Genomic DNA, 19,968 nt, shown 5'->3' with positions numbered 1-19,968 from the left:
ATGCACCCGTGAGACGGTGCCTGGTCGAGTCGGCAGACACCTTGGTGGGATTTATCGCCCCCTCGGAGTCGCGGATGCGACACCCGGGGGCGGTATCGGAACGTCGTCGGTGCGGCGAGATTGGACGGCGAGCCGATCGCGCCGCACGGCGCCGGCGCGCCCGATTTCGGTGGGCAGGGCACGAGAGCGAGCGAGATTGATCATGCGGTACGTACGCGAAGTGTGCGGAAAACAGTACCGGCTGCGGCTGCGTGCGACATGCTGAGAACAGCCGGGTTCCCCACCGACAAGCACGGTTGACGCGCAGGATGGGAGCGTGCAGATGAGCATCGGTAGCGACGCGGGATCGAGCACAGTTCAGCAGGAACGCGGCGACGGGGAAAACCGCCGCCTGAGCAGCGAGCGGCTGGTGGACGCGCCACCGCCGCGGATGGCGACGGCGGCGCAATGGTGGGCGCTGACCTGGCGCCTGGTCCGGCCGTCCTGGCGCAATGGTGAACTATTCACCGCGCTGCTCGCGCCGGTGGTCTTCACCGTCGGCTTCTACGTCCCGCTGAACCTCGTGATGTCGCTGAACCCCCTCCGGCGGGGCGGGCTCAGCAACTACGCGCAATTCCTCATGCCCATGATCGCCATGCAGGCGATCGCTTTCTGCGCCATTACGGCCGCATTCCGGGCGGCCGCCGATGCCAGGGACGGGCTCAATGTGCGGTTCGGATCGATGCCGATGCATTCGCCGGTGCCGCTGGCCGCGCGAGTCACGACCGCGCTGGGTCGGGCGGGGGTGGCGCTGGCCGCGGCGCTCGTGTGCGGCCATGTGATCGGCTTCCGCTTCTATGGAAGCTGGTGGGAAACAATCGGTTTCATCGGGTTCGCGATGCTGATCGGGCTGGCGCTTTGCCTGGGTGCCGATCTGCTCGGCAGTCTGACCAAGAGCCCGGAGGCGACCACTCAGGCGCTGATCCTGCCGCAGCTGATCCTTGGCATGGTGTCCAGCGGACTTTCCCCGGTCAGCCAATTCCCGCATTGGATCCAGGGGTTCGCGCGCAACCAGCCGGTCTCGCAGTACGTATACGGGCTGCGGGCGCTGGCCGGTGACCCATCGGGCCACGCGGGCGTGGTCGGCTGGTCGATTCTCGGGCCCGGGCTGGCCTGGATCCTCGGTCAGATCATTCTCTTCGGTGCGGGTGCGGTATTCGTTTCGATCCGGAGGTCGGCATGACCGAGGTATTGACCCCCACGGAGGAGTTGCCCAAGGTCTACGGTCGGACCGAGACCTGGCGTCTGCTGATACCGCAGACGCTGATCCAGACCAAGCGGTTGCTCATGCGCTGGTGGCGTGATCCGCTGACCGTCGTGCAGTCGCTCGTCTTTCCCGCGCTCCTGCTGATCGTGCTGAATACCGTTCTCGGAAAACAGATTTCGGAGTTCTCGGAGGTGAGCGCGCTGTACGGTTTCGTGCCGATGTCGGCGCTGGTCGGTGTGATGTCCGGTTCGGTGGCAGGTGCCATCACCCTCGGGCGCGAGCGCGACGAAGGTCTGCTGGCCCGCTTCTGGGTGCTGCCGGTGCACCGCGCGTCCGGATTGATCGCGCGCATCGTTGCCGAAGGGATCCGGATCGTGCTGTGCACGGCGGTGATGTTCGCGGTGGGAGTGGCGCTCGGCTTCCGATTCAAGCAAGGGCTGCTCGCCGGTATCGCGCTGTTCGCGGTGCCACTGCTGTTCGGCATCGCCTTCGCCACCGTGGTCACCGCGGTAGCCGTGTTCAGTGCGAAAGCCGCACTGGTGGAGGCTGTTTCGCTCGGATCATCGTTGATGATGTTCTTCAGTACCGGGTTCGTGCTGCTGGTCGCTTATCCGCCGTGGGCCCAGCCGATTGTGCGGCATCAGCCGATGTCCTACGCCATCGATGCCATGAAGGGGCTATCCGTCGGCGGGCCGGTGCGCGACCCGCTACTGGCCACCATCGCCTGGTGTATCGGCGCGCTCGTAGTCTTCGCGATCCCCGCGGCGGTCGGCTATCGACGGGCCAGCCGCACCTGATCAGCCCATCTCTTTGGAGGCCTTGTCGATCAGCGCCATGGAGTCGCGCGGGCTGAGCGCCATGGCGCGCAGCTGGTCGAAAATAATGCCGAAGCGGCGGATCTGGGGATGGCCCTCGATCAGCTGATCACCCGCGATGCCCTCGACGTACACCAGTTCCGGATCAGCGGGATCCTTGAAGTCCAGCAGCGTGAAGGATCCGGCCATGCCGGGATGCACGCCCGCGCTGAACGGAAGTATCTGCAGAATGACGTTTTTCATCTGCGAATCGTCGAGCAGCCGCTTCAGCTGTGCCTTCATGACATCGGGGCCGCCGACCATGCGCCGGATCGCCGCTTCGTCGAGCACCACCCACAGCTCTAGCGGATCCGGCTTGGTGAGATGCATGGCCCGATCCATCCGCGCCCGCACATTGTGCGACACCGTGGCTCCGTCCAGCTTCGGCATATTGGTGTCGATGACCGCCTCGGCATAGTCCGAGGTCTGCAATAGCCCTGGGATGTAGGAGGTTTGGTAGTGCCGGGCCGAGAGCGCCTCGGATTCGAAGTTGATATAGGCCGCGTGCACCTCGGTCAACGTCGCCTCGTACGGCCGCGACATCCCGGGCTTGAGTGCGTCCGACAGGAGTTCGAGCGCATCGTCGCGCTGCTGTTCGGTGACGCCGTAGAGATCCAGCATCGCCATCAGCGTGCGCCGCTGTGGGCGCGCCTGCGCCGTCTCGATGCGGTACAGCGTGGTGATATTGATGCCGGTCTTGCCGCTGACGTCCTCTTTGCTGAGCCCCGCGTGTTCGCGCATCTCGGTCAGCAGCACCGAGAGCCGCCGCAAACCCGCGGTGAGGACTGTGCGCTTGCCTGCCATGACAACCCTTTCGCCCGGCGCACCTGTTAGCACTCTTGCGTACATGTCTGTAGTAAGTGCCCGCCACACACGCAAATATGCAATCGCAGCGTGGTCAGAGACTACCGCCTTTTGCAGCACCGAAGTTCGGAGTTTTCGGTGCGAAATTCCCTCGTCGCGGTGGATCGCGGGTCGATGGCCGGATCTGCGGGGTGCCCGCCTTTGTACTCGCGGCACTGCCTACTCGAGACCAGGGGCATGGATCGGCGGGGCTCGGCGACATCGTGGTGGCGGTTTCGGATGATGTGCTGCTGCCCGACGGGCGGCGAGCCACCACGCATTGACCGGCATGCGGTGAGCTCGCGGCGCGCTATCCCGGAATTAGATGTGGACGCTGATGCCAGCACCGCGGGCGACGGTCCGATCATCACCTCGGCGGGTGTGACCGCGGGCAGCGATATGACACTCGCGCTCGTGGAGGAGGACCGTGGCACCGAACTGGCGCGCGCATCGGCCGAGCACCTCGTCATATTACGCACAGGGGTGGAGGTCTCGCAGGCATCGCTCGAATCCTCAACCGACGGGTTGGCCACCATTGCACGGACACGGCTTCGGCTCCGAGGAGACGATGCGGCGCATCTACTACGCTGCTGTGGTCGAGGAGACCGGCTGCGGCACAACCGGCTTCAATGCCATTGCCATCGACTCCGTTGGCTCGTGCCGCACAGGAATTGGTCACGCACGAGCTGGTGACACCCCTGTGCAATCACAGCGTGCGCGGGCGCCCTCGCCGAGTAGGCCGGTCTGCGTCCCGGCGCGGACCACGGCGAAGAACTGATGTTCCTGATTTGTGCTGCACGATATCGGCCTCGCCGAAATCGCCAACGGTGAACAGCGATTCGAACAAGGCGCCGCTGGGCGCACCGGCCGGTGAGATCCTGCGGTGGCGCGGGAGACGAGCCTCGAGTCCAGCGGGGGCGACTAGTTACCTCGGGACTCCCCGACCGTAGGCGGCGATCGCATACTGCCCACGCGCCGGGCGATGATATGGCAAACTCTTGGCCACCGGTCCAGCTCCCGGTGTGTATCGAGCGTGAAAGTCGTTGTCACTAGCTGTCTGTGGGACCGCCACTCGGTGACCAGGTCGTGACCGCAGCAATGAGAACGCACTCTTGCGTTCTTGCATTTGTAAGAGCATGATCCAGCTACGCTAGTTGTGTAGAACCGATCCGATGACCGGGATAACCGAATCGAGAGCCAATCATGTTGGTACAAAGCGCGTTGGTGTCGGGTGAATTCGAGGTACGGCGATGAGCGCGCCCACGGTGGGGGTGCTGCCGACCGCTCCGCAGATATTGTGTGCATTTCAGGGACGACGTTTTCAAGATCGTGAATTACTGCGTTCCGCACACGCACTCGCCGAACTGCACGCACGTCGTGCCGAGATTCAAGACATGCACCTCGTGGCCGAAATCGATTGCCGTCGTAGCGAACTCGTCGACGATATCAATGAGTGGATTGCGCAGGAGATCCCGCAGCATCGCAATGGCGCTTCGCTACATACCGAGAGCCTCGGTGCGGTGGTGGATCGGATGGCGCGCAGCTGGGTGGATGCCAACACCGCCATAGATGTCGATGGCGCGCGTAGCGACAATACCCATAAACACTGGTACCACTTGGCCGAACTCGTCGACGGCTACACTGATCTGGTAACCGACGTGGCCGGTGGCCGCCGCCGTTTGCCTGAACAGTGAAGTCTTGACGGCGGCCTTCGTCCGCAATAGTGACACTGCCCCGACAGCGTTACTGCTCAATTGGCGACGTCCCGGATCCGTGTTGTCCGACCAATGACCCGACCCGGACGCTAACGTCGCCGGCACAGTGACGGCGGGCGCAACGGGGCGCCCCGCCCGGCGTGCCGCGTGGTCGACTGGCGCGGCACGCCCGCCACGGAATTCGCCACTGCTCTGAATTCGACAGCGCCCGAACTCATTCGGCAGCCATCCGGACTGCTGCCGCCGCGACGCGAATGTCGACCGTGTCGTGGGCGCGCGGTGCGCGAGCGGTTCGACCCGCGGTGCCGACCAGCCGAAGTGATTCCCGCACTGCTGGATCAGCATCACCGGGGCAAGCGGGCTGGCCAACTCGCCGCTACGGGACAGGGCGCCTGCGATGGCGAGTATGGTCTCCGGGTGCTGGTGTGGAGTGCGCTCGGCAAGGCCGCCTTCACTCGCCGCGCGGGATGGTCGACCAGCGCGCCGCCCGCTACCGTATCGGCCTATTGAACAAACCATTCGGTCGGTTCGCTTTCGGCCCAGCGGATTTGGGCCAGATACAGACCTCGATATGCGGCTATCGTGGCCTGCAAGCGATAGCAGGCCATTCTCGGGAATTTTGTGAGTGAGGATTACCGATGTCGTACAGTCCGCCGCCGGAACCCACCCCGGGCTGGCACCCCGGTACGGCGGCTCCCGGCCCGAACGCCGGATACTCCGCGCCTATCCCGCCGGGTGCGTACTCGCCGAATCCTCCTCAGCAGCAACAACCCTGGGTGTACACCAATGACCCCGGATGGCAAGGCGGCTCACCGCCGACCGATCGGCGGCAGGGGCCATGGTTCGCGGTAGCGTCGGCGATCCTCGGCATCGTCGGTTGCGTACTCCCGTTCCTGCCGATGATCGACCTGACCGGCGTGCGACCGTTGATCGGCCTCCCGTTCGCAATTCCCGGACTCGTCCTCGGGATCGTCGGCTGCACCGGACAACGCCGCGCCAAGGGCCTGGCGGTCATGGGAATCATCCTGTCGGTGCTCGCGCTCACCGCCGAGTTCATCATGCTGCCCCAGCTGTTATGAGCAGCCTCCTGTACTGAGAACTGTCGTCACGATCAGGAAGTGGCGATGATCGTGCTGGCGATCAAAGCGGCGGCCAGCCCGATGACCTGGCTCCGGCGCAGTTGCTCTTTCAGCGCGGACACGCCCAGGATCACCGGGACGATGGGGTAGAGCGAAGACAGCACGACTGCAGAGCAACACGTCCGAACCCGACGCGCCGTGACGCGACTCCACCCAGGAAATCAGACAGCCCGTAGCTCAACGCGGAAACCAGCGCCAGCAGCGTGCCCACGATCAGATTCGTCGGTCGTTGTGCATCACTCATGCGTAACCGGAGGCCGGACCTATGTCAAACCTGGTGCAGCAGTCGCCCGCACTGCATACGAAACGGTCGATTGGTGAGCGCACGCAATTCCGTTGTGGTGCTGGGTTGTCCGCCCTACTCGCCGAGGATGACGCCATCCGGCAATCGTCGGCACGTGACCGCGGCCGGGAACCGATCGGGCCGCTGCGCACCGACGGCACCGGACTGCGGTACTCGGCGGCCTGCGTCCGGCCGCGACCGTGGTGAGCTGCCGTCTGCGGTTCGATGCATTCCGTCGACCAACTCCTCACCCGTGGCCTGACGCCCCTCAATTCTGTTCCGAGGCAGAGAACTTATGTTTTCGGGACGGCCGTGAATACACGAGTTCGACTGTTGGGCAAGATACTTGCTGCATCGCGCAGCGTTCGACCGACAGGCAGGGCAGAATGGCAGCGGAATCCCCCTTCGCGCGGCTGACTTCCGACCAATTGGCTTGTTCCGAGCGTGACGAGGCGGACCGACGGCTGCACGCTGTCGGCAGTGGCATCCAGCAGCGGCTGCTCGGCGACCCGGATCGCGAATTGCACAGCCGCGCACCACATGCGCAGCTGGTGGCGTCCACCTGGTCACCCCGATCCTGTTCGGCCGACCTTTTGTTCAGCGGACCGGATATCGTTGTCCGGTGAGGTGATCGGGGTGTCGACATGAGATACGACGAACTGCACGTGACCGGTGTCGATGAATGGACCGCTGTGGCCAACAGCATTGTTCCGATGGATCATCGATATCGAGATCGGAACCAGTGGCAGGTCACGCTGATCACGCAGCATACGACGAGCTACAACCTGCTGCGCTGGGATCAGCCGGGCGATCGGCTGGCGTTCCGCACACCGGCACACATCCGCCGGATGCCCGCCGAGAACTTCTACTGGCTGGTGGTTCCGGAGCGCGGGTCGTTCACGGTCGCCGACGATCGCGAAATCACTTGTGTGGCACCGGGACAGGCGGTTCTGACGGGCTTGGACCAAGCACTTCGGTTAGGGGTGCCCAGCTCGGTGGCATTCGGCTTCCAGATCCCACGTACCGAGGTCGACCACGCGATATCACCGCTCGGCGCGCGCCGACCGGTATTCGACCTCGAATCCGGACTCGGACGCATCACCCGAAGCATGATCCGCGACACCCATGCCGAGCGATCCCGACTCACCGGCCGTCAATTCAATGCGGTCTGTGACCGGACCACCGAACTGCTGTGCATGATGGCCGTCGGCGACAGCACCCCGCAGCGGACCCAGCTGGCCGAGACGGCCGAGGCCGTGCGCCGGTATGTGCGCGACAATATCGGGGTCGCCGACCTTCGGCTGTCCGCGGTGGCGCGGGCATTGAGCTGGTCGCCGCGGCAGCTGCGTACCGCGCTGGAGCAATCCGGAACCACGTATCGTGAAGTGCGCCAGGATGAATCACTGCGTGCGGCACGCGGCATGCTCGAAAACCCGAGCACGACACTTACCATCGGCGAGATCGCCGCGCGCAGCGGATTCACCGTCACCTGGTTCTCCGCCGCGTTCAAGGCGCGATTCGGCGAAACCCCGCGGGAGTTCCGCAAACGTCGGCTGGCCGAGACCGGCCAGCCGGCATCGGTGGTCAGTCGGCTGGGTGCAAACGCACCGGCAGAGTGAGCGGGCCCGCGGTCATGAACTGCGGGCTGACCGGAAGCAGCGCCGAATCCCGGGCCAGGCGCAGCAGCGGGAAGCGGTCGAACAGCGTGGACAGCGCGATGCGCGCCTCCAGGCGGGCCAGCGGTGCGCCCAGGCAGACGTGCGGGCCCCTGCCGAAGGCCAACTGACTCCGGTGATCGTGGTCGATGTCGAACACATCCGCGTTCGGGTATCGCTCCGGGTCTCGCCCGACATTGCCGTTCCAGATGACGATCGCGCCCGCTGGCAGGTCGACGCCCGCGATGGTGACATCCTGCTGGGCATAACGGAGGTTGGCGCTGTACACCGGCGACCGGAAGCGCAGTGCCTCCTCGACCACGTCCGCCCAGCGGTCCTCGGTGCGGGCCTTGTCCAGCTGCACCGGGTTCTCGCACAGTGCGATGATCGCGTTGGCCAGCAGGTGCACCGTGGTCTCGTGGCCGGCCATGATCACCAGCCACAACATGTTGACCATATCGTCGGTGGTCAGGTTGTCGGTGTTGGCCGCCAGCATGGCGGAGGTGAGGTCGTCGCCGGGCTCGCGCCGTTTGGCCTCGAGGAATTCCGCGAGGAACGCCAGCATCTCCGTCATGGCGGCCTGCATCTGCTCACCGGTGCTGGTCTGCGACATGAGGGTGGTGGCCCAATCGCGGATCCGCGACCGATCCGCCTCGCCGACCCCGTACAGTTCACAGATCACCCGCACCGGGAACGGGAGGGTGAATCGCGGGACGAGATCGAATTCGTCCTTCTCGTCGGCGAAGTCGTCGATGAACTCCGTAGTGATCTGCTGAATCCGGGATTCGAGTGCGGCGACCCGAGCCGGGGTGAACGCGGCGCTGATCGTCCGGCGCAGCCTCCGATGGTCCTCGCCGTCCTTGTTCAGCATGTGGTCGATATCGGTGAACGCGCGCATCGGCCAATCCGCCGGAATAGTGCCGTCGTGCAGGGCCGCACAGTTCTTGGCATTCTTGCTGAATACAGTGCCGTCGCCCGCCAGAACGTCGGTCACCGCCTTGTGGCTCGCCGCGACCCAGGCCGCGACGCCGCCGGTCAACTCGACCGGAACCACCGGCCCGCGTTGCGAAATTCGCTCGTAGGTTTCGAGAACCGTTTCTCCAGCGGTGGGCAGCTGGATGACCGACTCGGTCATACTGTCTCCAATGGTGTGATCGACGGATGGCACCCGGACCGTCCCGGTTCGGGCCAGGTCAGTGTCGATCACCGGCCGCGTCGCCCGGGTCCCGATCCAGACCCTCTGCTCCGCAACGGAATTCCGCCGCGATCGGAACATAACTTCGGGCGCGGACGGAGTTTCGGCGGACGGGTGGCAAGGTGTTCTCGATGAGCAAGCTCAATTGGAGTCACAACGCCTATTACCAACGGTTTCTCATGCGGCAACTGCCCCACCCGTGTGCTCGGGTGTTGGACGTCGGTTGTGGGGCCGGGGCATTCGCGGGGGAACTCGCGCGGCGGGTCGAGCACGTTGATGCAATCGACCGGTCGCCGGTGATGATCGACGCCGCGAAGCAGGCGACGCCGGACAATGTCCGCTGCATGCTCGGGGATGTACTGACCGAGCCGCTGGCAGAGGGCGCCTATGACGCGATCGTGTCGATCAGCACGTTGCACCATATGCCGCTCGATGAGGTGCTGCCGGTGTTGGCGCGGGCAGTGCGGCCGGGTGGTGTGATCGCTGCTGTGGCATTGCCGCGGCCCGATCTCCTTCGGGAGCTGCCCGTCGAGTTGGTGGCGGCGATCGGGCATCGGGTGCTCGGGATGGTGTTTCGGATTCTTCGGGCGCGTGGACGGGGGAGTTGGTACGCCGTTGAGCAGACGCATGATGTCATGCCGGTTGTGCTCGATCCGCCGCTGACGACGCGGCAGGTGCGGGTGCGGGTCGCGGCGGTTCTGCCCGGTGCGCGGGTGCGGCGGCTGGTCTTCTGGCGCTACTCGTTGGTGTGGCGCAAACCCGCCTAGACAGCTGCCGCCCGTTTGGCCTCGCGCCGTTGTCTGCGGCGAATGCGGTAGCGGCGGATTCGACTCGCAAGCAGATAAACCAGGATCAAACCGATCACCAGCAGTATGCTCGCGCACACGGCCGCCACGACCGGGTGGAAGATCGCGATGGTGACGATGCCGCCGACGGTCAGATCCTCGACGAGACTCATGACGATATTGCTCGCGGGCTCCGGCGAGGTGTTGATCGCCATCCGCGTTCCGGCCTTCACGAGATGGCTTGCCAGGGCGGTGGTTCCGCCGACCGCGCCGGCCGCGAGCTGGGGAAGCGAACCATCCTGGCCTGCGAGCAGTGCCGCGACAACCGCACCTGATGCCGGGCGCACGATGGTGTGCACCGCATCCCAGAAGCTGTCGAGATAGGGGACCTTATCCGCGACCGCCTCGATGAGGAACAACACACCGGCCGCGATCAGCACATCGGTGCGCTGCAGTGCCTCCGGCACCTCATCGGACAGACCGGTCACGCCGAAGATGCCGAGCAGCAGGACCACCGCATAGGCATTGACCCCGCTCGCCCAGCCCGCGGTGAAGACAAGGGGCAGTGCTGACATGGGGCCATCGTATGGTGCTCAGCGCAGCGCGGCGCGACCACGCAGCCGACCGAGGGTGACCAAGGCGGCCAGCGTCACCGCCAATAGCAGGCAGGTACTCGCGGCCGCATCGAATACCTCACCGCGATCGGAGAGCCCGAAAATGGTGACCGGCAATGTTTTCCAGGTGGCCGGATAAACCATGACGGTCGCACCGAGCTCGCCCATCGACAGCGCGATCGCCAAACCCGCGGCAGCGCCGAGGGCGGGCAGCAGTAGCGGCAGCGTCACCTGGAACAGCACTCGAACCGGACCCGCACCGAGGGATTCCGCAGCCTGCCGGTAGGCGGGATCGAGCCGGTCGAGTGCGGCCGAGACCGCGCTGAAAGAGTAGGCCAGCACCAGCACCGAATGTGCCACGATGACAATCCATTTGGTGCCGCCGAGCAGCAGCGGCCGCTCATTGAAAGCGATAAGCACGCCGAGACCTATGGCCACCGACGGTACCGCCACCGGCAGATGGAAGACCGCGTCGGTGAGTTTGCGCCACCAGCCAGGGGCCTCGCGCGCGGCGAGTGCGGCCCAGGTACCCAGGATCAGAGCAACCCCACCGGAGAGCAGTGCGGTCTGCAGACTGACCGAAAGACTCGCGGCCTCTTGGCCGGACAGCGCCGCACGGAAGTTGGCGAGTCCGAGATTCGAGGGCAGCGGACCGGTCCAGCTGCCCGCCAGCGCCGCCGCGACCACAGTGGCGATCGGCGCGACGAACACCACGACCACGACAAGCGCGAAAATCGCCAACACGATTCCACGGCCACGACGCGTCCAGACCAGCATGGTCAGCTCTCCCTTCCGGCACGGCCGGTGAAGCGGGCGAAGACCAGCCGGTACCCGATATACAGGCTCAGCGACAGCAGCACCTGCACCGAGGCCAGTACTGCCGCGCCCGGCAGGTCGAAGGTCACGATGCCGCGGGTATAGATCAGTGCGGGCAGGGTTGTCACGCCCTTCGCGCCGGTGAACAGCACGATGCCGAATTCGTTGAGCGTCAACAGCAGTACGAGACTGCCGCCCGCCGCCAGTGCGGGCCATGCCTCCGGCATGACCACCTGACGCAGCACCCGCCACGGCGACGCGCCGAGGCTGGCGGCCACATCCAATTGTTCGCGTGGCAGTTGAGCGAATCCGGCCAGAAGCGGACGTACCACGAACGGAGTGAAGAACGTGATCTCGGCGAGAATCACACCGAGTGGGGTGCTCAGGAAGTCCAGCACCGGCGTCTTGTCCCCGGTGATCCTGGCGATCACCGCGTTGACAGCACCGGCGGTGCCGTACAGAAACGTGAAGGCCAAGGTGATCAGGAATGACGGCAGCGTGAGCACCGTATCGATCAATCTGCCGACCAGCGCCGAACCGGGAAACGGCACGAATGCCAGCACAATCGCGAGAAACGTGCCGAGCACCAGACACCCGGCGGTCGAGCAGACCGCAATGGAAATGGTGCGCCACAACGCATTACGGAAGGATTCCGAGCTGAGCACCTGCGACCAGACGGCCGTACCCCGACCGTCCTCGGTCTCGGTCGATTCGGCGAGTACCCGCACTATCGGATACACCGCGATGAGCAGCACCACGAGCAGCGGCGGCAGGGTCCACACCACCGGCCGCCAATTGCGCCGCAGCGCAGTGTCCGGAGGAGGTGCATCGTCGGCAATCTGTAGCTCGAGCAGCGCAGAATTGCTCATGCCTGAGCCTCACTGCCGCTCGGCTCCGACATGCCCGCGCAACGCTGGCACATGATTCGATTACTTCGCTCCACGGCGCCCCATCGAGCCGGAATCGTGCCGCCCCTCATTTCGGTACGCCTGGCTCGTGCGCGGCCGAAGTCCCTGCCGCACCGATGGTCGGCGGAATCAAAACTCCCGCCGGGTCCGGGAACCGTACACCGGTGATCGCGCCGACCTCGGTATCGAGATGGCCGGGCACATCGACGGTGATCTCGTCATCCAATCCGTCTACCGTCAGCCGCAATCGCGTCGAAGCCCCACGCCACACACTCGATACCACGGTGCTGCGCGACGCGTTCCGCTCCGAGGTGGCACCGATCTGTACGGTATGCGGACGCACACAGAGCAATCCGGGTGCGTCCACGCCCCAACCACCGGAGATATCCGGTGCCTCGGCCCGCAGCGTAAAAGCCCCGACGGTAACCAGTGCGGCGGTGCCGGATACCCGATTCACGGTACAGGGCAACAGGTTTGCGCCGCCGAGGAATGCCGCCGTGAAGTCACTGGGCGGTCGCCGCCACAGATTCCCGGCGGTGTCGATATCGACCAGCCGGGCATCGCGCATCACCGCGATCCGATCCGCTAAGGCCAGCGCTTCGGCCTGATCATGGGTGACATACAGCATCGCCGTATCCGGCAATGCCTTTCGCAACTCCTGCAACTCACCGAGCATCGACTGCCGCAACTGGGCATCCAGCGCGGCCAGCGGTTCGTCGAGCAGCAGCACCTTCGGCCGGATCGCCAGCGCACGCGCGATCGCCACCCGCTGCTGCTGGCCACCGGACAGTTCGCGCGGCAACCGCTTCGCAAACGCCGCCATGCCGACCATTGCCAGAGCCTCGGCCACGCGACCGTCGATCTCCTTGCGTGGCACCCGATGCGCCTTCAACCCGAACGCCACATTGTCGTGCACCCGCATATGCGGAAACAGCGCATACGACTGCACGACCACACCGATCCCGCGCTTGGCGGGCGACAGGTCGGTGACATCGCGTCCGGCCAGCCGCACCGCACCCGAGGTCGGCCGGACGAATCCGGCCAGTGCCTTGAGCGCGGTCGATTTGCCTGAGCCGCTCGGTCCGAGGAGCGCGACAGTTTCACCGGCGGCGACGCACAGATTGAAATCGGCCAGCGCGACCGTGGACTTGCGGCCGCGGCCGTAGCTGACCCCCACCCGGTCGAACACAATCGCGGGTTCGGTTGCGGTGGTCGTTATTTCGGCTGCAATGACCGACCTGGGATGCGCGTCACCGACGGACATGATTGCGGCTCCTCGGTTTTGGCGGATCTACTGCCCGGTTGCCTTGTTGTAAGCCGCCACGTCGGCGTCCAGGTCCGAAAGCACCTTGGTCCAATCGACATTCACGACTTCGACCCCTTTGAGTACGGCGCTGGCCGAGGGACCGGAACCGGTCGCCGGGGCATCACGCAGCTCCTTGCGGGCGGGGACCGCGAAGGTATCGGGCAGCGACTTCTGCGCGTCGGCCGAGAGCAGGAACTCCATGAGCTGCTTCGCCTCGCTCTGGTGCGGAGCGCCCTTGGCCAGGCCCATTACGTAGGGCACGGCCACGGTGGAGCGCTTACCGTCGGCGGCCGGGAAGAAGATATTGAACTTCGAGCCCTTGTCCTTGACGGTGGTGAGGTTCATCTGTACATCGCCATTGGCGACAACCAGCTCACCCTTGTCGACCTTGGCCTGCAGCTTGCCGGTGGACGAGGACGGGCCGACATTATTGGCCTGCAACTTGGCCAGGTAGTCCAGTGCGCCCTGCTTGCCGAGCAGATTCTGCAGCAGGATCAACACCGCGGTGCCGTCACCGGCCTGACCCGGCGTCGAATACTGCAGCTTGCCTTTGAACTCCGGCTTCAGCAGGTCGTCCCAGGTGAGATTGGTGGTGTCGACCGTCGGGTTGGCAATGAAGGACAGGTAGTTACCCGCCAGCGTGACGTACTCGCCGTCGGCATCCTTATCACCGGCCGCGACGAAGCTGGTGTCGATTCCGCTGTCCTGCAACAACCCCGAGCTCTTGGCCTTCTGAATGAACGGCGGCAGTGTCACCACCACATCGGCCTGCGGATTGGACTGCTCCTTGTCCACCCGGTTGACCACCTCGCCCGAACCGGCCTCGACCAGGTTCACCGAAATACCGGTCTTCTTCTTGAATTCGTCGAATTGGGTCGTGTACCAGCTGCCGACGCCGTCGGCGGAGTACACGGTGATGGTTCGGCCGCCGCCGCTGTCGGTGCCGGTGCCGCCACAGGCCGCGGTGAGTGCGACGGCAGTGACGGTGGCGACGGCCAGCGCGGTCCGGGAAATGGTGCGTGCCAGACGGCCCTGCGTGTTCGAAGTACGCACGATGACTACAACTTTCGGTTCGTGTCGGGTGTGGAATCGAAGGGACGGGGGATTCGGGGCGATCAGATTCGGTCGAGGATCAAATCCGCGAATTCGGTGACCGAGGCCACCACGTGGGTGGCTCCCGCCGCACGCAATCGCGCTGCGTCATGTGCGCCGGTCAGTGTCCCTGCGACGATTCGCGCACCGGCGGCCAGACCGCTGGCGATATCGCTGGTCGTATCACCGAGTACCGCAACCTGATCCACGGCATCGATGCCGAGCCGCAGCAGCGCGGTCAGGACCATGTCCGGGTACGGACGGCCGCGTCCGGCATCCGAGGGGGCCAGCGTCAGATCGGCGATCTCGTTCCAGCCCAACGCATTCAGCAGCCGATCCTGGGTAGTGCGGCTGAAGCCCGTGGTGAGCGCGACCTTGACTCCCGCCGTGCGCAGTGCGGAAATCGCCTCGGCCGCACCGGGAATCGGAGTGATGTCGACCTCGTCGATCAGTGCGTCATAGGCGGCCTCGAAGGCGAGGTTGGCGGCCCGTGCGTGCTCCTCGTCGCCGAGCAGGGCGCGGAAGACCGCGATCTTCGACTGGCCCATGGTGTCGAGCACATACTGACGGGCCTTATCGCGTTGCGGCCCTTCGGTTTCGATACCGGCACTGGTCGCGGCGGCATCGAAGGCACGCAGTACCAGTCCGCCGTCGGCGATCGTGGTGCCCGCCATATCCAGGACGGCGAGGGTGATGTGCTTATCCGACACGGGTGCTCCTCAGAGATTAAGCAGGTCGGCGGTTTCCGCGCCGATCGCGGGGCCGAGGGTCATGCCGCGTCCGCCCGGGCCGGTGACGACCCAGATATGCGCATCGGCCTTCGCGCGGGTCACGATCGTGGCCGGATCGATGCTCTGGCTGTAGACGCCCGCCCAGCGCCGCACCACCTGCGGGAGTTTGCGTCCCAGCAGTTCCTCGGTGACGGCGGTGAGGTGTTCGTACGGCGCCTCGTCCACATCGAAGGCGAAGGGCTCCTCGTATTCGTGGGTGTCGCCGATTGTGAGACCGCCGTTCAAGCGCTGTACGCACAGCAGCTGCATCCTGTGCTCGGCGGCGATCGCGGTCTGCGACTGCTCCGCGTTCAGCACGTTCAACTCCGGACCGGCGAAGCCCGGGTAGTAGCGGAAGCTGTCGCCGTCGGCGATCGCGGTGGTCAGCGGTTCGCCGAGCGGCGCGGTCTGCATCATCTGCAGCCGGACTCGGCGCACCGGGATGGTGCCGACGAGTTCGCGGGTCAGGCCGGTGTGCGCGGCGCCCGGACAGACCACCACGAGATCTGCGTCGAAGGAGCGGCCCTGATCATCGAGAACCGTCGCACCGGAACCGGTATCGGTGACCTGGCGCGCCTCCGTGCTCGCATGGAAGGTGTAGCGGTCCGATGCGGTCATATAGGCGCGCAGCGCGGGCAGTGCCTGCCGGGATTCCACGGCGGCATCGGTCGAACAGTGCAGTCCGGCAAGGAATTTGCCGCGCAGGGCCGGAGTGATCGCGCGCACCTGTTCGGGTTCGAGCAGTTCGAGGCCGCGGGCTCCGGCATCCGGTCTCGCCGCGGCGGCCTCGGCGACCGCGAGTTCGGTGGGGGTGCGCACCAGCGTGATCGATCCGGCGGGCCGGAATCCGACACCGGGCGCCTTGCCGCCGATTTCCTCCCACAGTTGCCGGGAACGCAGCGTGAAGTCCAGTTCGGTGGCCGAACGCCCGGAAACCCACACCAGGCCGAAATTGCGCACCGTCGCACCGCGCGCCTCGGGCTCCCGCTCCAGCTGCACGACCTCGTGACCACGGCCGATGGCGGCCAGGGCGTGCGCGGTGCCGAGGATTCCGCCGCCGATGATGACCAATCGCATGAATACATAATGCGCAATGGTCTAGACCAAGGAGTGTTTCGCGCGCGAACGCTGGGTTAACAATTGGTATAGACCAATGCGGGGTAGGCTGTCGGGTATGGACACATCAGGTGCGACCGGAGCCGGGGCCGATGAAATGCTCAGCGGGCGTGTCGATTTCGCGCCGCGGCTGCCGAAGTCGTACCTGGTGCGCACCGAACTGGAGCAGCTGCTGACCGATCTGGAGGAGGGGGATTCCGTCCCCTCGGAGCGGGACCTCGCCGTTCGATTCGAGGTCGCCCGCGAAACCGTCCGGCAGGCGCTGCGAGATCTATTGGTGGAGGGTCGAATCCGACGCCAGGGCCGGGGGACGGTGGTGTCCCGGCCGAAGATGGTGCAGCCACTGTCGCTGCGTTGCTACACCGAGGGCGCGATCAGTCACGGCCGCGTGCCGGGCCGACTGCTGGTCGGGTGGGACGACGTCCCCGCCGACGCGGATACCGCCCGTGACCTCGGGCTCGCTATCGGCACCTCGGTCATGCGCCTCGAACGCGTACTCCTCGCCGACGGCGAACGCATCGGCCTGGAGAGCACCTTCATGCCGCTCGACCGGTTCGGTCACCTACGGGATACCTACGACCCGACGACATCGCTCTACGCCGCGGTGCGCGCCTCGGGCGTGGTGCTCGGCAAGGCCACCGAACGCATCGAAACCGTCCTGGCCTCCCCGCGCGAGGCCGCCCTCCTCGAGTGCACCACGGCCCTACCGCTGCTACTTCTGCACCGGCGCAGCGTGGACCAACAGGGTGCGCCCGTCGAACGCGTCCGCGCGCTCTATCGGGGCGACCGCATCGCCTTCGAAGCGCAACTCGGCGGATAGGCCCTGGTGCGGGGCTACATCCACTGCTCGCCACGACAGCCCGGGTTTCGTGGGGCGCGGGTCGACGGGGCGGCCGAGATCTATTGCGCGCGTGGGTGATCGGCCACGTACGCTGGGCCGGTGTTTGCCCTCTACAGTGCTGCGATCGCGATCGTGACCGGCGCCACCTCGGCCTGGATCGGTTACTACTTCAACATCCGCAAGGACCGCTTGCAGTGGGACCGCCAGCATGCGACACGATGGGATGGTGCCCGGCGGGAGGCGTACGTCGCCTTCGCCGCGGCCATCAAGCACGAGGTTCGGCTGCATATCAAGATGGCGGCGGCCAGACATCCGGAACTGTGGCCGGGGCATGAAACATTGGGGCTGTCGGAAGGTTGGCCGATGCTGGTCGCGGCCGAAGATGCCCGCGCCGATCTGCTCGAAGCGATACTCCTGCTCGCCGATGGTCCGACCGTGGCGGCGGCGCGGACTTGGCAGCAGAAGGTATGGGACCTGCGAGTACTGCACACCGAGTCGGTCTCCGCGGAGGCTGTTGGACTGGCACTTGCGACAGCGTCGGAAGCCAGAGACCGCTTCTACGCCTGCGCGCGACCCGATTTGGGAATTCTCACCGCGCTTCCGACGCCGCAATCCCGGCACCAGCAAGACATTCCGGAGACCGGAGTGATGACCTTGTGAGGGTCCGTCAGCGCACCTGGGGTGCGACCTTCGCGCCGAGCAATTCGATGTTGTGCAGCACCTTTTCGTGCGGCAGGGTGCCGACGCTGGTGTGCAGCATGAAGCGGTCCAGGCCGAGGGTGTCGCGGGTGTCGGTGATCTTTTCCGCGACGTAGTCCGGGGTGCCGACGAAGAGGGAACCGCTCTGGGAGCGCAGGGCATCGAACTGGGCGCGGGTCATCGGGCCCCAACCACGTTCGCGCCCAATGGTGCTCATTGCCCCGGCGTACGGCGCGTAGAAATCGGCGACGGCCTGTTCGTCGGTATCGGCGATATAGCCGTGCGCGTGTACCGCTACCGGCTGCTTCTCGTGGCCGCCCTCTTCGAGCGCCCGGTGGTACAGATCCACCAGTGGCTTGAAGCGTGCGGGTTGGCCGCCGATGATCGCGATCGCCAGCGGTAGGCCGAGCAGTCCGGCGCGGACCACGGATTCCGGGCTGCCGCCCACGGCAATCCAGACCGGCAGTGGCCGGTTGTCGGTGCGCGGGTAGATCACCGCATCGCGCAGTGGGGCACGGAACTTGCCGTTCCAGGTCACCGGCTCGTCCGCGCGGATGTGCAGCAACAGCGCCAGCTTCTCCTCGAAAAGCTCGTCATAGTCGCTCAGGTCGTAACCGAACAGGGGAAAGCTCTCGGTGAACGAACCGCGTCCTGCCATCAGCTCGGCGCGACCGTTCGAGAGTCCGTCCAGTGTGGCGAAATCCTGGTACACCCGCACCGGATCGTCTGAGCTCAGCACGCTCACCGCGCTGGTCAGCTGAATGCGCTCGGTCCGTGCTGCGATCGCGGCCAGTACGACCGCGGGCGCGGATGCCGCGAAATCCTTGCGGTGATGTTCGCCGACGCCATAGACGTCGAGTCCGGCGCGCTCGGTGGCGACCGCCTCGTCCACCACCTCGCGCAGCCGTTCGGCCGCGGTGGGCGCCGGTCGGTCGTCGACCGGGTACAGCTCCGCGAAAGTCGTGAGTCCCAGTTCCACAGCTCGAGTCCTGTTCGTGTGTAGTTTCTACGTCAACCACTAGCCTAAACGGACCATGGTCCGCAACTATTCCATCGGTTGACCGCGCATTCGCGGCGCGGGCACGGACAGTGGGCGATGACCGGTGCGGATAGTCTTGTTCCATGTCAGTGCGTACCCGCCAGCCGCTTGTTCCCGGCACGCTCTCGCCCACCCGTGAGGTTCCGCGCTCGATCGAGCGTCCGGAGTATGCGTGGAAGAAGACCGTGAACGAGGGCCGTGAACCCTGGGTGCAGACGGACGAGACCATCGAGAAGATGCGGATCGCGGGCAAGATCGCGGCGCAAGCGCTCGAGGAGGCGGGCAAGGCGGTCGCGCCCGGTGTCACCACCGATGAGCTGGACCGCATCGCGCACGAATTCATGTGCGACCACGGCGCGTATCCATCGACCTTGGGCTACAAGGGTTTTCCGAAGTCGTGCTGCACCTCGCTGAACGAGGTGATCTGCCACGGCATTCCGGACTCGACGGTGATCGAGGACGGCGACATCGTCAATATCGACGTGACCGCCTACATCGACGGCGTGCACGGCGACACCAATAAAACCTTCCTGGCCGGTGATGTCGACGAGGAGGTGCGACTGCTGGTCGAGCGCACACACGAGGCGACCATGCGGGCCATCAAGGCGGTTCGGCCGGGCCGGGCGCTCAATGTGATCGGGCGCGTCATCGAGTCCTACGCCAACCGCTTCGGCTACGGCGTGGTGCGCGATTTCACCGGGCACGGCGTCGGCCCCACCTTCCACAGCGGCCTGGTCATCCTGCACTACGACCAGCCCGCCATCGAATCGGTCATCGAGCCCGGCATGACCTTCACCATCGAGCCGATGATCAACCTCGGCGGTATCGACTACGAGATCTGGGACGACGGCTGGACCGTGGTCACCAAGGATCGCAAATGGACCGCGCAGTTCGAACACACACTGGTCGTGACCGAGTCAGGCGCCGAAATCCTCACTTTGCCGTGATGGGTGGACCGCGCAGTTCGAAGCTCGCGCTGTTGGGTCGTGACCGAGTCAGGCGCCGAAATCCTCACTTTGCCGTGATGGGTGGACCGCGCAGTTCGAAGCTCG

General features: G+C 65.4%; 24 protein-coding genes. 13 read left to right on the top strand and 11 right to left on the bottom strand.

Features of this window, described 5'->3' with window-relative positions:
* Nucleotides 1–322 precede the first annotated feature (322 nt).
* Complete coding sequence (locus ON44_RS22310) at nucleotides 323–1,222, top strand: ABC transporter permease (protein ID WP_306306505.1); 900 nt, start codon at nucleotides 323–325, stop codon at nucleotides 1,220–1,222.
* On the top strand, nucleotides 1,219–2,043 hold the full coding sequence (locus tag ON44_RS22305; protein ID WP_040693184.1) for an ABC transporter permease: 825 nt from the start codon (nucleotides 1,219–1,221) through the stop codon (nucleotides 2,041–2,043). Before ON44_RS22310 ends, ON44_RS22305 begins: the two co-directional genes overlap by 4 nt.
* Here the strand turns inward: ON44_RS22305 and ON44_RS22300 are convergent, their stop codons facing one another.
* Nucleotides 2,044–2,904, bottom strand: coding sequence for a helix-turn-helix domain-containing protein (locus ON44_RS22300; protein ID WP_040693181.1), 861 nt, complete (start codon nucleotides 2,902–2,904; stop codon nucleotides 2,044–2,046). It lies immediately after the preceding gene.
* A gap of 191 nt (nucleotides 2,905–3,095) precedes the next feature.
* On the opposite strand from ON44_RS22300, the gene ON44_RS53515 reads away from it, so the two are divergent.
* From ON44_RS53515 to ON44_RS52015, 4 genes are all read left to right on the top strand, one after another.
* A complete protein-coding gene (locus ON44_RS53515; protein WP_281005290.1) occupies nucleotides 3,096–3,227 on the top strand; it encodes a hypothetical protein in 132 nt (43 codons plus the stop codon).
* 966 nt (nucleotides 3,228–4,193) lie between these two features.
* A complete protein-coding gene (locus ON44_RS22290) occupies nucleotides 4,194–4,637 on the top strand; it encodes a DUF4254 domain-containing protein (protein WP_040693177.1) in 444 nt (147 codons plus the stop codon).
* 168 nt (nucleotides 4,638–4,805) lie between these two features.
* Nucleotides 4,806–5,168 (top strand): hypothetical protein, encoded by a 363-nt coding sequence (locus ON44_RS22285; protein WP_040693174.1) that lies wholly within the window; start codon nucleotides 4,806–4,808, stop codon nucleotides 5,166–5,168.
* Between the two features lie 128 nt (nucleotides 5,169–5,296).
* Nucleotides 5,297–5,737 (top strand): DUF4190 domain-containing protein, encoded by a 441-nt coding sequence (locus ON44_RS52015; RefSeq protein WP_218007618.1) that lies wholly within the window; start codon nucleotides 5,297–5,299, stop codon nucleotides 5,735–5,737.
* 32 nt (nucleotides 5,738–5,769) lie between these two features.
* On the opposite strand, the gene ON44_RS53510 is transcribed toward ON44_RS52015, so the two are convergent.
* On the bottom strand, nucleotides 5,770–5,901 hold the full coding sequence (locus tag ON44_RS53510) for a hypothetical protein (protein ID WP_281005289.1): 132 nt from the start codon (nucleotides 5,899–5,901) through the stop codon (nucleotides 5,770–5,772).
* A gap of 161 nt (nucleotides 5,902–6,062) precedes the next feature.
* On the opposite strand from ON44_RS53510, the gene ON44_RS50370 reads away from it, so the two are divergent.
* The 3 genes from ON44_RS50370 (at nucleotide 6,063) to ON44_RS22270 (ending at nucleotide 7,699) form a co-directional block, all read left to right on the top strand.
* On the top strand, nucleotides 6,063–6,287 hold the full coding sequence (locus ON44_RS50370) for a hypothetical protein (protein WP_157187255.1): 225 nt from the start codon (nucleotides 6,063–6,065) through the stop codon (nucleotides 6,285–6,287).
* A 179-nt stretch (nucleotides 6,288–6,466) separates the two neighbouring features.
* Nucleotides 6,467–6,706 carry a hypothetical protein gene (locus ON44_RS22275; RefSeq protein ID WP_040693167.1) on the top strand — a complete coding sequence of 80 codons (240 nt, stop codon included), beginning with the start codon at nucleotides 6,467–6,469 and terminating at the stop codon, nucleotides 6,704–6,706.
* A gap of 18 nt (nucleotides 6,707–6,724) precedes the next feature.
* Entirely contained in the window at nucleotides 6,725–7,699 is a 975-nt protein-coding gene (locus ON44_RS22270; protein ID WP_051182329.1) for a helix-turn-helix transcriptional regulator, read from the top strand.
* On the opposite strand, the gene ON44_RS22265 is transcribed toward ON44_RS22270, so the two are convergent.
* Complete coding sequence (locus tag ON44_RS22265) at nucleotides 7,665–8,870, bottom strand: cytochrome P450 family protein (RefSeq protein WP_157187254.1); 1,206 nt, start codon at nucleotides 8,868–8,870, stop codon at nucleotides 7,665–7,667. The genes ON44_RS22270 and ON44_RS22265 overlap by 35 nt on opposite strands.
* A 191-nt stretch (nucleotides 8,871–9,061) precedes the next feature.
* Between ON44_RS22265 and ON44_RS22260 the strand changes: the two genes are divergently transcribed.
* On the top strand, nucleotides 9,062–9,697 hold the full coding sequence (locus tag ON44_RS22260) for a class I SAM-dependent methyltransferase (RefSeq protein WP_040693315.1): 636 nt from the start codon (nucleotides 9,062–9,064) through the stop codon (nucleotides 9,695–9,697).
* On the opposite strand, the gene ON44_RS22255 is transcribed toward ON44_RS22260, so the two are convergent.
* The 7 genes from ON44_RS22255 to ON44_RS22225 all read right to left on the bottom strand — a co-directional run bounded on the left by ON44_RS22255 (nucleotide 9,694) and on the right by ON44_RS22225 (nucleotide 16,298).
* On the bottom strand, nucleotides 9,694–10,290 hold the full coding sequence (locus ON44_RS22255; RefSeq protein WP_040693164.1) for a DUF4126 domain-containing protein: 597 nt from the start codon (nucleotides 10,288–10,290) through the stop codon (nucleotides 9,694–9,696). The two genes, ON44_RS22260 and ON44_RS22255, sit on opposite strands and share 4 nt — an antisense overlap.
* An 18-nt stretch (nucleotides 10,291–10,308) precedes the next feature.
* Nucleotides 10,309–11,106 carry an ABC transporter permease gene (locus tag ON44_RS22250; RefSeq protein WP_040693163.1) on the bottom strand — a complete coding sequence of 266 codons (798 nt, stop codon included), beginning with the start codon at nucleotides 11,104–11,106 and terminating at the stop codon, nucleotides 10,309–10,311.
* Between the two features lie 2 nt (nucleotides 11,107–11,108).
* Nucleotides 11,109–12,014 carry a 2-aminoethylphosphonate ABC transporter permease subunit gene (locus ON44_RS22245; protein ID WP_051182327.1) on the bottom strand — a complete coding sequence of 302 codons (906 nt, stop codon included), beginning with the start codon at nucleotides 12,012–12,014 and terminating at the stop codon, nucleotides 11,109–11,111.
* A gap of 106 nt (nucleotides 12,015–12,120) precedes the next feature.
* Nucleotides 12,121–13,317 carry an ABC transporter ATP-binding protein gene (locus ON44_RS22240; RefSeq protein WP_051182326.1) on the bottom strand — a complete coding sequence of 399 codons (1,197 nt, stop codon included), beginning with the start codon at nucleotides 13,315–13,317 and terminating at the stop codon, nucleotides 12,121–12,123.
* Between the two features lie 27 nt (nucleotides 13,318–13,344).
* On the bottom strand, nucleotides 13,345–14,412 hold the full coding sequence (locus tag ON44_RS22235) for a 2-aminoethylphosphonate ABC transporter substrate-binding protein (RefSeq protein ID WP_174415116.1): 1,068 nt from the start codon (nucleotides 14,410–14,412) through the stop codon (nucleotides 13,345–13,347).
* Nucleotides 14,413–14,474: 62 nt separating this feature from the next.
* The gene (locus ON44_RS22230) at nucleotides 14,475–15,161 is read right to left on the bottom strand and encodes a phosphonatase-like hydrolase (RefSeq protein WP_040693162.1); all 687 of its coding nucleotides are present in this window, start codon (nucleotides 15,159–15,161) and stop codon (nucleotides 14,475–14,477) included.
* A 9-nt stretch (nucleotides 15,162–15,170) separates the two neighbouring features.
* Nucleotides 15,171–16,298 carry a TIGR03364 family FAD-dependent oxidoreductase gene (locus tag ON44_RS22225; RefSeq protein ID WP_040693161.1) on the bottom strand — a complete coding sequence of 376 codons (1,128 nt, stop codon included), beginning with the start codon at nucleotides 16,296–16,298 and terminating at the stop codon, nucleotides 15,171–15,173.
* 136 nt (nucleotides 16,299–16,434) lie between these two features.
* Here ON44_RS22225 and ON44_RS22220 point away from each other — a divergent pair, with 136 nt between their 5' ends.
* Together ON44_RS22220 and ON44_RS22215 are read left to right on the top strand one after the other, a co-directional pair.
* On the top strand, nucleotides 16,435–17,157 hold the full coding sequence (locus ON44_RS22220; RefSeq protein WP_040693305.1) for a GntR family transcriptional regulator: 723 nt from the start codon (nucleotides 16,435–16,437) through the stop codon (nucleotides 17,155–17,157).
* Between the two features lie 120 nt (nucleotides 17,158–17,277).
* Entirely contained in the window at nucleotides 17,278–17,838 is a 561-nt protein-coding gene (locus ON44_RS22215; RefSeq protein ID WP_051182325.1) for a hypothetical protein, read from the top strand.
* 7 nt (nucleotides 17,839–17,845) lie between these two features.
* Here the strand turns inward: ON44_RS22215 and ON44_RS22210 are convergent, their stop codons facing one another.
* Entirely contained in the window at nucleotides 17,846–18,856 is a 1,011-nt protein-coding gene (locus ON44_RS22210; RefSeq protein WP_040693160.1) for an LLM class flavin-dependent oxidoreductase, read from the bottom strand.
* A gap of 143 nt (nucleotides 18,857–18,999) precedes the next feature.
* On the opposite strand from ON44_RS22210, the gene map reads away from it, so the two are divergent.
* On the top strand, nucleotides 19,000–19,863 hold the full coding sequence (gene map, locus ON44_RS22205) for a type I methionyl aminopeptidase (protein ID WP_040693157.1): 864 nt from the start codon (nucleotides 19,000–19,002) through the stop codon (nucleotides 19,861–19,863).
* Nucleotides 19,864–19,968: the final 105 nt, after the last annotated feature.

The sequence above is a fragment of the Nocardia vinacea NBRC 16497 genome (genome assembly GCF_000308835.1).
In the GTDB taxonomy this organism is placed as follows: domain Bacteria; phylum Actinomycetota; class Actinomycetes; order Mycobacteriales; family Mycobacteriaceae; genus Nocardia; species Nocardia vinacea.
Note: the sequence above shows the minus strand (reverse complement) of the source record. Positions and strands in the feature narration are given on the sequence as shown.